Origin of the sequence: Rhizobium phaseoli, from assembly GCF_003985125.1 — a bacterium.
Taxonomy (GTDB): Bacteria; Pseudomonadota; Alphaproteobacteria; order Rhizobiales; family Rhizobiaceae; genus Rhizobium; species Rhizobium phaseoli.
Map to the genome: position 1 here is coordinate 104,349 of NZ_ML133575.1, position 13,047 is coordinate 117,395.

11 protein-coding genes are annotated in these 13,047 nt (G+C 61.9%); 7 read left to right on the top strand and 4 right to left on the bottom strand.

Annotated features, from left to right (window positions below; genetic code table 11):
* The first annotated feature begins 24 nt into the window (after window positions 1–24).
* The 3 genes from EFD56_RS19295 to EFD56_RS19305 all read left to right on the top strand — a co-directional run bounded on the left by EFD56_RS19295 (window position 25) and on the right by EFD56_RS19305 (window position 3,923).
* Window positions 25–405, top strand: a complete 381-nt coding sequence (locus EFD56_RS19295; protein WP_012482658.1) for a hypothetical protein — start codon at window positions 25–27, stop codon at window positions 403–405.
* 84 nt (window positions 406–489) lie between these two features.
* The gene (secD, locus tag EFD56_RS19300) at window positions 490–3,036 is read left to right on the top strand and encodes a protein translocase subunit SecD (protein WP_064821338.1); all 2,547 of its coding nucleotides are present in this window, start codon (window positions 490–492) and stop codon (window positions 3,034–3,036) included.
* 170 nt (window positions 3,037–3,206) lie between these two features.
* On the top strand, window positions 3,207–3,923 hold the full coding sequence (locus EFD56_RS19305; RefSeq protein WP_126905986.1) for a sensor histidine kinase: 717 nt from the start codon (window positions 3,207–3,209) through the stop codon (window positions 3,921–3,923).
* A gap of 104 nt (window positions 3,924–4,027) precedes the next feature.
* Here the strand turns inward: EFD56_RS19305 and EFD56_RS19310 are convergent, their stop codons facing one another.
* The 3 genes from EFD56_RS19310 to EFD56_RS19320 form a co-directional block, all read right to left on the bottom strand.
* Window positions 4,028–4,465, bottom strand: a complete 438-nt coding sequence (locus EFD56_RS19310) for a response regulator (RefSeq protein ID WP_010022093.1) — start codon at window positions 4,463–4,465, stop codon at window positions 4,028–4,030.
* Between the two features lie 29 nt (window positions 4,466–4,494).
* Window positions 4,495–5,199, bottom strand: coding sequence for a helix-turn-helix transcriptional regulator (locus EFD56_RS19315; RefSeq protein ID WP_037143346.1), 705 nt, complete (start codon window positions 5,197–5,199; stop codon window positions 4,495–4,497).
* Window positions 5,200–5,679: 480 nt separating this feature from the next.
* Window positions 5,680–6,057, bottom strand: a complete 378-nt coding sequence (locus tag EFD56_RS19320; protein WP_126905987.1) for a response regulator — start codon at window positions 6,055–6,057, stop codon at window positions 5,680–5,682.
* A 194-nt stretch (window positions 6,058–6,251) separates the two neighbouring features.
* Between EFD56_RS19320 and EFD56_RS19325 the strand changes: the two genes are divergently transcribed.
* From EFD56_RS19325 to EFD56_RS19340, 4 genes are read left to right on the top strand one after another with little or no spacing between them, the layout of a single operon-like run.
* Entirely contained in the window at window positions 6,252–8,393 is a 2,142-nt protein-coding gene (locus EFD56_RS19325) for a sensor histidine kinase (protein ID WP_126905988.1), read from the top strand.
* The gene (locus EFD56_RS19330) at window positions 8,380–8,805 is read left to right on the top strand and encodes a response regulator (protein ID WP_004674503.1); all 426 of its coding nucleotides are present in this window, start codon (window positions 8,380–8,382) and stop codon (window positions 8,803–8,805) included. The genes EFD56_RS19325 and EFD56_RS19330 overlap by 14 nt, the downstream gene beginning before the upstream one ends.
* A gap of 4 nt (window positions 8,806–8,809) precedes the next feature.
* The gene (locus EFD56_RS19335) at window positions 8,810–10,405 is read left to right on the top strand and encodes a response regulator (RefSeq protein WP_126905989.1); all 1,596 of its coding nucleotides are present in this window, start codon (window positions 8,810–8,812) and stop codon (window positions 10,403–10,405) included.
* A gap of 21 nt (window positions 10,406–10,426) precedes the next feature.
* Window positions 10,427–12,046 (top strand): VOC family protein, encoded by a 1,620-nt coding sequence (locus EFD56_RS19340; protein ID WP_184348107.1) that lies wholly within the window; start codon window positions 10,427–10,429, stop codon window positions 12,044–12,046.
* Window positions 12,047–12,062: 16 nt separating this feature from the next.
* On the opposite strand, the gene EFD56_RS19345 is transcribed toward EFD56_RS19340, so the two are convergent.
* On the bottom strand, window positions 12,063–12,962 hold the full coding sequence (locus EFD56_RS19345; RefSeq protein ID WP_126905991.1) for a DMT family transporter: 900 nt from the start codon (window positions 12,960–12,962) through the stop codon (window positions 12,063–12,065).
* Window positions 12,963–13,047: the final 85 nt, after the last annotated feature.

The window sequence follows — 13,047 nt, forward strand, 5'->3', positions numbered from 1 at the left end:
AGTGACATCGCCGGGACGGAGGAGATGGAGCTGGACCAGCGCCGTCTGACGAGCCGTATCGCTGCTTCCCTGCTCTTCGCCGTACTTGCCTATATCGGCTTGCTTTTCGGCGGCAATCTCGTCATCGCGCCGACCACCGCCGTCAACACGCTTTCCTCGTCCGGCCGCGATCCGCAGCCGCCGCAACTGAGCGCGCGAGAGGCCGTGCGCGGGGTGCTTGCCGCCGAGCGCAAGCTTGCGCCGAAACAGGCCGCCTACGATGCCGGGTCGCCTGCCCTTGCCGCCGCCCCGACGGTCGATTTCGCGGGCTGGAACAGCGCCTCCCCTCTCCCGGCATTCGAAGCTCCGCTTCGTGCTTCAGTTTTCAGAGCCCATCAGCCGCGCGCACCGCCGGCCGCTGCCTGACATTGCGCCAAGCGGCGCTTCCGACAATTGACGACATGCCGCCAGCGCCCGAGCGCCGGCTTTGGATTATCTAAGGAATACAACATGCGCAATTCACCATGGCTGGTGTTCACCTATTCGGTGATCATCATAATCGGCCTATTGATCGCTCTGCCGAATGCTCTGCCGCAATCCACCCTCCAGCGGCTGCCGTCTTGGCTGCCGCATGAGCAGGTATCGCTCGGCCTCGATCTCCGCGGCGGTTCCCACCTCGTCCTCGAAGTCGACGAAGCCGACCTGACCAAGGAACGGCTGCAATCGCTGCTTCAGGACGCGCGCCGCGTGCTGCGCGAAAAGGGCATCCAGCCGAAGGCCGTCGTGCGCAGCCAGAACCAGATCGTCGTAACGCTCGCCGATGCCGCGCAGAGCGATGCGGCCGTCACCGATCTCAAGACGCTCGCCAATCCGATCAGCACCGGCCTCAGCGCCGGCCAGGCGGATCTCGCCGTCACGGCGAACGGCGCCACCATCACCATCGGCTTCTCGCCGGCCGGCATCTCCGCCAATGTCGACAATGCCGTCCAGCAGAGTCTGGAAGTCATCCGCCAGCGCGTCGACCAGGTCGGCGTCTCCGAGCCGACCATCCAGCGCATCGGCGCCAACCGCGTGCTCGTGCAGCTGCCCGGCGCGCAGGATCCGACGCGGCTGCGCCAACTTCTCGGCTCGACGGCGAAAATGTCGTTCCACATGGTGGCGCCGAACAACCAGCCCGGTCCGGGTATCACCATGATGCAGGACGAAGAAGGCCGGTCCTATGCTGTTCTCGACCGCGTCGAAATCTCCGGCGACCGCCTTTCGGATGCCCGCGTCAGCTTCGACCCGAACACACATGAGCCGGTCGTCAGCTTCCGCTTCGACAGCGCCGGCGCCACCCGCTTTGCCGATATCACCCGTCAGAATGTCGGCAATCCCTTCGCCATCGTCCTCGACGACAAGGTGCTGAGCGCCCCCAATATCCGCGAACCGATCACCGGGGGCTCCGGCCAGATCTCCGGCAACTTCTCGGCCGACAGCGCCACGACACTCGCCGCCATGCTGCGCGCCGGCGCCCTGCCCGCCAAGCTGACGGTCATCGAAGAGCGCACGGTCGGCGCCGACCTTGGCGCCGATGCCATCAAGATGGGCATCTATTCCGGCATCGTCGGCTTTGTCCTCGTCGCAGCCTTCATCTTCGTGCTCTACGGCACTTGGGGCATCCTGGCGAACGTGGCGCTGCTGATCCACACGATCCTGACCTTCTCGGCGCTGACGCTGGTCGGCGCAACGCTGACGCTGCCTGGCATCGCCGGTGTCGTTCTCGGCATCGGTCTGGCGGTCGACGCCAACGTTCTCATCAACGAGCGCATCCGCGAAGAAACGCGCAAGGGCCGGAGCGCCTTCGCCGCCATCGACACCGGCTTCCGTCGTGCCTATTCGACCATCATCGACGGCAACATGACCGCACTGATCGCTGCCGCCATCCTGTTCTGGTTCGGCTCGGGACCGGTGCGCGGCTTTGCCGTGACCATGGCGCTCGGCCTGATCATCTCGATGTTCACCTCCGTCGCCTTCGTGCGCGTCGCGATGATCGAGATCACCCGCCGCAGCAAGATGAAGGTGCTGCACATCCGGCCGCTGATCCCGTTCAGCCCCTACGACAAGCATATCCAGTTCATGAAGGCGCGCTTCTTCGGCGTCACTGTTTCGGCGCTGCTGTCGATCGCCTCCATCGTGCTGTTCATCCATCCCGGCCTCAACTACGGCGTCGACTTCCGCGGCGGCATCCAGATGTCCGTCAAGACCCAGGGAACGGCCGATCTCGCCAAGTTCCGCGAGGGTCTGGACAGTCTCGGCCTCGGTGAAATCACGCTGCAGTCCTTCGGCGGCAACAACAGTATCCTCGTTCGCGCGCAGCGCCAGGAGGGCGGCGAAGAGGCGCAAACCGCGGCGGTGACCAAGCTGAAGGCCGAAGTCGCCAAGATCGATCCGACCGCCACCGTCGAAGGCACCGACGTCATCGGCCCGAAGGTCAGCGGCGAGCTCGCCTCGGCAGGCATCCTGTCGGTGGTGATCGCGAGCTTTGCCATGCTGATCTATATCTGGGCGCGGTTCGAATGGCCGTTCGCCGTCGGCGCCATCGTCACGTTGGTGCTCGACGTCACCAAAGCAATCGGCTTCTTCGCCATCACCGGCCTCGACTTCAATCTGACGGCCATTGCCGCCATCCTGACGCTGGTCGGTTACTCCGTGAACGACAAGGTCGTCGTCTATGACCGCATGCGCGAAAATATGCGACTCTATAAATCGATGCCGCTGCGCGAGATCATCGATAAGTCGATCAACGAGACCCTGGCGCGAAGCCTCTACACCAATGCGACGGCCTTCCTCGCCCTGGTGCCGATGGCAATCTGGGGCGGCAGCGCCGTCTCGAGCTTCGCAATTCCGATGGTCTTCGGCATTCTCGTGGCCGGCGCCTCGTCGATCTTCATCGCCGCACCCATCCTGCTCTTCCTCGGCGACTGGCGCCGCCGCCACGCCAAGGCGCCGGTCACCGATGCGGGCGTCGATATCATCCCGCCGGAAGAGGGCCGCTCGCGCAAGTCGGCGAGCTGAAACGGGTTGTTAACGCATCCTTGAACAGGGCGCCGGTTGCAGAGCCGGCGCCCTCTTTTTATGATTGCCTATTGCCAAGATAAAATTATGCATCAATTCAAGCTATTACAGCGTCCACCGCGCATTTGAAAAAAGCGCGGCGCCGCAGCAAAGATCGGGAAAACCGTCAGATGTCACCCAACCCGACGAGACCGCTCCAGACCACTGTTGCCGGCGACACCGAAGAGCGCATCAAGCGCTTTCTCGCCACCGCCTCGCACGATCTGCAATCGCCGCTGCGCCATATCGCCATGTATGCCGAGCTGCTGCTCGACGATCTCGAGGAGACGCTCGACAGCGAACAGCTTCAGAGCCTCAGGATGATCATGGAGAAGGCGCAAGCCGCGCAGCACCTGACCAAGGCATTGATGAGCCTTGCCGGCGGAGCGCCTCAAGTGTCGCCCGAGGTGGTCGACCTCAAGGCGCTGGCCGAACGGATCTGGAACGAGCTGGTGGATGAGACGGGCGCCGGCGATGCCACCCTTGCCTGCCAGGACCTGCCCTCCATCCGCACCGACCCTACGCTGTTCGGCATGGTGCTGCGGCAGCTGATTTCCAATGCCCTCACCTATCGCGGCTCATCGCCGCCGCAGGTAGCGATCGCGGCAGCGCAAGAGGGGGCGATCTGGCTCATCCGGATTTCCGATAACGGATCGGGCATCGATCCCGCCCATCGCGAGCGGATCTTCGAGCCCTTCTGGAAATTGCCGAAGGCAGGAGCCGTCCCCGGCGCCGGCCTCGGCCTGACGACGGCGCAGGAGATTCTGACGGCGCTTGGCGGCGATATCCGCCTTGACCATTCGGACGAAAGCGGCAGCCGCTTTACCATCCGCCTGCCGGTCGCCTAAAGCGTTTCGCGATCTTTCAGATTCGCTTGTCGCGCTTTAGATCTTTGTTTTTACGCATTGTCTTTATCGCAAAACCGCAAACCACCGCACGGTTTCGAAATGCGCTAAATGCTGTAGTCGTCCTTCCAGAAATCCGGGACGTCGTAGGTCACATATTCGCGGATGATGTGCTGCAGCGTCTGCGCGTCGATTTCGTCCTTGCCGATGCGGAAGTCGACGCCGTAATCGGGGAACTCCTGGAAATAGCCGCCCGATATATCGGTCGAGACCACGCCGATCGGGCCGGTATAGCCGATGCCGCGCAGTTCCGGCACCGTCTCGCGGAAGTCGGCATTGGGCAGAAGGCGGTTGTCGAGCAGGATGAGATCGAAGCGCGCCGCACGGATCTTTTCCAGCGCGTCGCCGATCGACGGCGAATATTCGACTTCGACCAGCGGCTCGGAGAGATCGGCGATCTTCTTTTTGAGCGCGCGGAATTCGATGAATTCGTCGTCGACAAAGAGAACCTTTACCGCGTTCTTTCGGACCGTTTCGCTGGTCATCTCATTTTCCCCAGTCCCAAAGTCCATGTTCACGAAACCAAACCGTTTCTCAGGGCGATCGCCACCATGTGGACGCGATTCACTGCGTCGAGTTTGCGCGCGGCCGCGGTGATATGCGAATTGACCGTGTGTTCGGACAGACCAAGAATGATGGCGATTTCCGCCGAGGTTTTGCCTTCGCTCGTCCATTTGACGATTTCCGCCTCGCGCTGGGTCAGCCGTCCGGACATTTCGTGCGTCAGGATTTCCTCGTAGAGCTTGTCGAAAATCCGCATGGCGTCGAGAAGCATGTCGGCGATCTCGCCCTGGTCCGGCTCTTCACGCACGCCGCTCAGCACCAGGCAATATCGCCGCCCTTCCGGTGTGAACAGCGGGATGAAAAGGAAGACGCCGTTGCGGAACTCGTTAAACAGGCGATCGGAGGGGTAGGCAGCCGGCTCAGCGCTCCTGCCATGGACCGGCGTTGCCAGAAACTGGGCGCTCTTTGCCCGGACATTCCCGAGCGCCTCCCTCAACGTCGCGATGAAAAGGCCGACGCGGCGCTCGGGGACATTGGTGATGACGACATCACGTTCACCGAAAGGAGCCGACGCTTCGGAAATGCGGGCAAGCGCGAAATTGTCGAAGTGATAATGCTGCGCCGCCGCTTTCAGCAGACGGAAAAAATCGGTGCGATTGATCGCCCGGCTCAGTTCCGGTCCGGCATGAAAAGGAGTTGCCGCGGCATTGCTCATTCCCAACCTTCCTCTCCTCCCGCCTTGCCCCCGATCCCCAAATCTTGGGATATACGTCTTAAAGGCGAAGAGCTACAAAAATTGCGAGACGGTTGATGAGAGATATCGAAACGGGGACTTTCGGTACGCAAGGCGGATATCATCAGTTATCTCAACTACAGGTGATGCACGGGCAGATTATACTGAGGGGCAGTAGTTCTTACCTGGGTGTCGTAAATCTTCACGCGTTCAACATCCATGAGTGCGGGAAGGCAGTGCCAGACGTAAGCGCGAGAGAGCCGATAGGCCCATTCAGCTAAGGGGTTGGCTGAAGTTCGTGGCGGCGAACGCGGGTCCATTCGGTTCTCTCAGCGCTTATTTTTCATTCTGTCCGCTTCGTTTCGGTTGCATCTTGAGATGCACACTCGGCCTTGTCAATTGCGGTTTGTCATATCGCCCGGACGAATGCCAGGAAACGCACCATCGGGTTTCCCCCGTTTCCTACACTTCAAGATTGAGAAGGATCGCGGCGAGGTCCAGCGGCTTCTCAAGGTAAAAATCGGCACCGGCATCGAGCGCACGGGCGCGATCCTCAGCGGCATCCGATCCGCTGCAGATCGCCAGCCGCATCGCGCTGAAGCGATCGTCGCCACGCAGACTGCTCACCAGGCCGATGCCGCTGTCGAGCGGCATATAGAGATCGGCGACCAGCAGCTCCGGCGGAGCCCAGCCTTCCGCCACGCGCTGCTTCAGCGCTTCCAGCGCGGTCTCGGCCGTCGAAAAACAGAACAGATCGACGTCTATCTGCTGCTTCCTGCGGATATAGTCGAGATAGAAGAGATCATCCCTGCTGTCGTCGACGTAAACGATGGTAGGCATTCAGCACCACGATTTGGATATTGTTCGAATGAACCTCGCTGTCCTTCGTCCTCACGATATCGCGATTTCACAAAAATTCGATCCATCTTATCGAAAAATCATTTCGCAAAAAGCGCGGCGACGGCTTCGCCTGCCTATTGAGTATTCCTCGATTTCGGAAAAAATGGCCCCGCGAACCGAAGGAGGATACACGGGTGCAGGATAAGGGCAACGTGGACCCGCAGGATCAGCGAAGGCGGCGCTATCGCGCTTTCGCGATTGCTGTCGGCTGCCTGATGTTGCTTCTCGGTGTCAGCGCTTTGGCCGGCTGGCTGTTGCAGATCGCGATCGTTATTTCGCTGATCCCCGGCTTTCCGTCGATGGCCTTCAACACCGCGCTTGGCTTCGTGCTTTCCGGCGTCGGACTTGCCGCCTCGATGCTGGCCGACCGCCGCTCTCGTATAGCGGCAACTGTGATGGCAGGGCTTGCAGCGGCGATCGCGGCGGCCCGGCTGGTGGAAATCGCCACGTTCGGGCGGCATTTCCACAATATCGACCTGCTGATATCGCAGCTGCTCGTTCCGCCCGACTTCATCGCTGCAATCGGCGGCGGCATGGGCCCCAACACGGCGTTGATCTTCCTGATCGCCAATCTTTCGCTGCTGCTCTCCCTCCACCTCGAGACGTCGAAAAGCCAGGTGGTGCAGGAGCTGACCAGCTATGTCGTCATCACGCTCGGCATGATCGCGCTCGCCGGCTATGTCACCGATGCCGAACAGGGCTATCGCTGGGGACCTTATGCGGCGATGGCGCTGCATACGGCGATCGGCATGGTGGTCTTCGGCTGCGGCCTTGTTGCCCGCTCCTGGTGGATGCAGCCGGCAAACCGGGCGCAGATCCCGCTGCTGATCCCGGCGGCGGTCTGCTTTACCGCCCTTCTCGTCGATCTCTATACGCCGCTTGGCCTTGCCAACGGCATTCTCTACGTGCCGCTGGTGCTGACGGCCCTCTGGTTCGGCAACAGAAATGCGCCGCTGTTCTTCGCCTTTACCTGCACCGTGCTGCTGATGCTCGGCTTCTTCGCCGTCAGGCACGACGAGGCGTCGTTCTGGCAGGAGATCGCCAACCGCACGATCACCGCCGCCACGCTGTGGCTGATCGCAATCCTCGTCTTCTATTTCCTGCGCAACAACCACAATCTCGAGGCTGAACGCATCCGCTTCGGCGCGCTGGTGCGCAGTACGCCCGACGCCGTCATCGTCATTGATGGGCGTGGAACGATCAAGAGTTTCAATCCGGCGGCCGAAAGCATGTTCGGCTATGCCCCGCAGGAGACGATCGGCCGGAACATCAAGATGCTGATGCCGGAGCCCTATCATTCCGAGCATGACGGCTATCTCACCCATTACCGGCAGACCGGCGAGGAACGCATCATCGGCACGACGCGCATGGTCTCCGGCCGGCGCAAGAACGGCATCGTCTTTCCGATCGAGGTGTCCATCAGCGTCGTCTTCAGCGGTGAGACAAAGACCTTCGTCGGCATCGTTCGCGACATCAGCGAGCGCGCCCGGCAGGAAGAGCGGATGAAAACCACGCTTGCCCAGCTCGAGGCCTATACAGCCGAACTCGAGCGCAGCAACCACGACCTCGATGAATTCGCCTACATCGCCTCGCATGATCTGAAGGAGCCGCTGCGCGGCCTGCACAACCACTCCCGATTTCTCCTCGAAGATTATGAGGACAAGCTCGACGATGACGGCGTGCGCCGGCTGAACCGTCTGGTGCGTCTCAGCCAGCGCATGGAAAAGCTCGTCAACGACCTGCTTTACTTCTCCCGGCTTGGGCGACAGCAGCTGGCGGTCAAACGCACCGATATCGGCCTGATCGTCAAGGATGTGGTTGCGACGATGGAACTCCTGCTGGAGGAGCGGCATGCCAGGGTCGTCATCGACGGCCGGCTGCCGGAAGTCGTCTGCGACGCGCCGCGGCTGACCGAAGTGTTCCGCAATCTCATTACCAACGCCATCAAATACAACGACAAGCCGGCGCCGCTGGTCTCGATCGGCTATCTCGAACGCTATGTCGGCGAGGACGGTACGATCGCCCGCAACGTGTTTTTCGTTAGGGATAACGGCAAAGGCATACCCCGGGAATTCCATGAGGATATTTTCCGCATTTTCAAACGTCTCGAAAAGTCGCAAGATTCCGACGACGGGACCGGAGCAGGCCTCACCTTCGTCCGCAAGATCATCGCGCGGCACAACGGCGATATCTGGCTGGAATCCGAAGTGGGCGCCGGCACCACATTCTATTTCACCCTGGGAAAAAAGCGCGAGGGGCAGAATGCAGCAGCGTGACACGCAACCGATCCTCATCGTCGAAGACAGCGAAGACGATTTCGAAGCGACGATGCGCGCCTTCAAGCGCACCAACCTGCGCAATTCGATCCGCTGGGCGGCTTCCGGCCAGGAAGCGCTCGACATGCTTACGGCGATGGTGCCGAAGCCGGGGCTGATCCTGCTCGATCTCAACATGCCCGGCCTTGATGGCCGCAAGACGCTGGAGGCGATCAAGTCGAATGACGGCTGGCGCAAGATTCCGGTGGTGATCCTGACGACCTCCGACGACGAGCGCGACATCGAAGGCTGCTATGCGCTCGGCGCCAATACCTATGTGCAGAAGCCGGTCGATCTCGACGGCCTCTTCGCCGCGATCCAGCGGCTGAAGGAATACTGGTTCGAAATCGCGATCCTGCCGCTCGAGGACTGACGGTTTGGCGGAAGACTGCTGCATTCTCATCATCGACGACAATATCGACGATCGCGAAGTCTATCGCCGCATACTGGGCCGCGTCTCCAGCACCGCCTATACCGTCGTCGAGGCGGAGACCGGCGAAGAGGGGCGCGCACTGAACGGGCGCAAGCGGCCGGACTGCATCCTGCTCGATTATTCGCTCCCCGGGCGCGACGGGCTGGGCGTGCTTGCCGATATATTAGAGGACGATCCTGCCGCCAATGTCATCATGCTGACCGGCCAGGGCAGCGAGACGGTTGCCGTTGAAGTGATGAAGGCCGGCGCGCGCGACTATCTCACCAAGGATTCGCTGTCGCCCGAAACGCTGCACCGCTGTATTCAGAACGCCATCATGCACGGCATGCTGGAAGCACAGCTGGAGCAGAAGCGGCAATCGCTCGAGATCTTCACGCGCGCCATGGCGCATGATCTGAAGGAGCCGCTGAGGACGATCAAATCCTTCAGCCGCATCCTGCACGGTTCCGCAGCACTTCCGGCCGAAGACCGGGAGCTGCTCGATTATGTGCTCAGCGCCGCCGACCATATGGAAGACCTGATCGTCAAGGTCTCCGGCTTCACCAAGCTCGAAGCCTATGGCGGGCCGGCGCTGACGCCGGTCTCGCTGTCGGATGTGCTCAACCAAGTGGAGGACAATCTGCGCCAGCAGATGGAGAGCCGCGGGGCGGTGATCATTCGCGGGGCGCTGCCGGAGGTCATGGGCGATGCGACGCTGCTGGCCCAGCTTCTGCAGAACCTGGTGTCGAATGCCATCCGCTATTGCGATCGAAAAGCTCCGGAGGTGACGATCTCGGGCGAAGCGCAGGGGGATACCTGCCGGCTGACGGTGCGTGACAACGGACCGGGCATCGATCCCGAGCACCGCGAGCTGATCTTCCAGCCGTTCAAGCGGCTGGTCGGCCGCGGCATCGAGGGCACCGGGCTTGGCCTTGCCATCTGCCGCCGCATCGCGCAGCTGCATGGCGGCTCGATCTGGTGCGAACCGGAGAAAGGGCACGGCGCCACCTTCATCCTCGAAATACCGCTTGCTGCGGCGCGGCCCGCGCCGCCGGCCGCATCGGCCGTTCCGCCGAGCGCAAAGGCAGTGGAGCAGCCGGGCGAAGGTTCCGGCAGGCTTGCCGAAGTGCTGCTCGTCGAAGACAGCCCGGCCGACATCCAGATTCTGAAAATCAAGCTGATGCGGCGGGAGAAAGTGACCTTCAACCTGCATATCGCCACCAACGGACGCGAGGCGATGCGGCTGCTCGAAGAGCGCGCCGGCATAGCCGACCTGCCGCAGATCGACCTGATGCTGCTCGACATCAACATGCCGATCATGGACGGCTTCGAGGTGCTGAACGCCCTTTCGGCCGACGCGCGACTGAACCGGATTCCCGTCTGCATTCTCAGCACCTCAAGCGACGAGACCGACATGCAGCGGGCCAGAAATCTCGGCGCACGCGCCTATATGGTCAAGCCGCCGACCCTGCAGCAATTGGAAGAGGCACTCGAGGATGTCGATCATTTGGAGCTGCTGCAGCGCGGCGATTCGCTTGCGCTTTGTGCGGAACAAAACTAAGCGATGGTCATTGGCAACGGTATGATCTTTGCGACTTTCATACTCGCGCTCCTGACGACGCCGCTTCAATCAGGACTGCTCTCAATGGTTTCAGGCATACATCACGTGACGGCCATCACCCGCAAGGTGCAGGCGAACGTGGACTTTTACGCCGGCTTTCTCGGCATGCGGCTCGTCAAGCAGACGGCCGGCTACGAAGATGCGATGCAGCTTCATCTCCTCTATGGCGATGCAGCGGGCACGCCGGGTTCGCTGGTCACCTTCCTTGTCTGGGAAGATGGCGCGCCGGGCCGGGCAGGCTTCGGCCAGATCAGCGAAATCTCGCTGGCGATCAACCCCGCAAGCATCGGCTACTGGCTGACGCGCGCCATGAGCTACGGGCTGCGCTCGGAGGGACCGGCCGACGAATTCGGCGAGCCCGTGCTCAGGCTGAAGGATCCCGACAATATCATCCTCAAGCTGGTCGGCGCAAAGAACGTCACCTCGCCGGCCGCCTGGGACGGCGCCTCGATCCCGGTCGAGCACGCTGTCCAGCGGGTGCGTGGCGCAACCATGCTGACGGAGAAGCCAGATGAAAGCCGGGGCTTTCTCGAGCGCCATTTCGGTTACCGCTTCCAGGCCAACCGCGGCACGATCGACAGGCTGGTTTCGCAATCGGGCGACGTTATCGACGTGCGCGATGCGCGCGGCTTCTGGTCCGGGGCGCCTGGCACCGGCACGATTGATCACGTCGCCTTTCGCGCCCCCGACGAGGAGACGCTGCTGTCGGTCGGCAAGAGCCTGGAGGCGAGCAATGCGTCGCCGACCAACTTGCATGACCGCAAATATTTTCGCTCGCTCTATGCCCGCGAGCCGGGTGGCACGCTGATAGAGCTTGCGACCGACAAGCCAGGCATGACCATCGACGAAGAGCATGCCGCGCTCGGGACGAAGCTTTTCGCGCCGCCCGACGCGATCACCAATCTCGACGAGCTGAAGGTGGTGCTGCCGCAATTTTCGATGCCCGGCCAGCCGCGCATCAATTATCGCGAGCTGCCCTTCGTCCATCGCTTCTACACGCCGCCCGATCCCGACGGCAGCGTCTTCGTGCTGCTGCACGGCTCGGGCGGCAATGAGACGACGCTGATGCCGCTCCTCAACAAGGTGGCGCCGCGCGCGACGCTGCTTGGCGTGCGCGGCCGCGCGACAGAGGAAGGTTTTCCGCGCTGGTACAAGCGCATCACGCCCTTCTCCTTCGACCAGAACGACATCAAGACCGAGGCGGAGGCCTTTGCCGCCTTCATCGAAGGCGCCGTCAAGTCCTATGGCCTTGACCCCAAGAAAGTCGTCTATGTCGGCTATTCCAACGGCGCTAACCTTTTGAACTCGCTGCTCTACCTGCACCCGAATCTCGTTCACAAGGCGGTGCTGCTGCGCTCCATGCCTGTCCTCAGCGACTTTCCGCATGCCGACCTCAAGGGCACGGACCTGCTGGTCATCAGCGGCAAGACCGATGCCTATGGCAAATATGCCAGCGAGCTGGAAGACCGGCTGAAGAGTTCGGGCGCCACCGTCGATTCCGACGTCATTCCCGGCGGTCACGATCTCGGCGATGCCGATGTGCCGATCATCCAGAAATGGCTTCTGCAGGAAAGCCGCTGACGCCGCGTCGGGATGGTTAGACGCGTGATGCCCGGGCGACCATGATGCCGGCGAGCACCACCGCGGCGCCGAGCGCCTGCATCGCTCCGATCGTCTCGTTGAGCAGCGCCCAGGCGAGGATCGCGGCGACGACCGGCTGAAGCAGCAGCGTCAGCGAGGAGAAGGCCGGCGGCAGATAGGCCAGCGCATAGGTGATCGCCACCTGGCCGCCGGCATGGCTGATAAAGGCGAGACCGAAGAGCATCGACAAGCCATAGAGGGTCGCCGGCAGCATATGGCCTTCGAAGAAGAAGGCCAGCGGGAAGATGCAGACGGCGGCTGACGCCGTGCTCCACAACATGATGCGGATCGTATCGAACCGGCTGCGCAGCCTGCCGATCGCCAGGATATAACAGGCATAGAAGAAGGCGGCGATCATCGCCGTGCCGTCGCCGCGCAAGTCGCCATTGCCGAGCCCTGCCGGACCGCCTTTCAGAATAACGACACCAGCCAGCGCCAGAAGCAGCCCCGACAGGAAGACTCCGCTGGTTCTCGCCCTGAAAAACAGGACGGCGATCAGCGTGACGAAAACAGGCGCGAGATTGGCAAGCAGCGTCGCATTGGCGACCGAGGTCATGGTCAGCGAAAGGTGCCAGGCGGCAAGGTCGAGCGCCAGCATGACGCCGGGAAGAACCAGCATGAAGTAGTCCGCAAGGCTTTGCGGTCTGGGCCCAGCATTCTTCTTCAGCAGCGAGACGATGAAGATCGGGATCAGCGCCAGCGCCACGCGCCAGAAGGCAGTGGCCATCGGACCGACCTCGGACAGCCGCACGAAGATCGGCGAGCCGCCGATCGCCGCTCCGCCGAGAACGAGCGCCGCAAGAGCGAGACGATTGGAAGGCGAGGCTTCGGATAGGGTGGAAGCGGTCTGCGACATGATCTCGATATTTCTGATTGCCCTAAGGCCGTCCGGCCGTTGACTGCGGACTGCGTAGCAGAAGTCGATCGCCTGAGACAGTCGA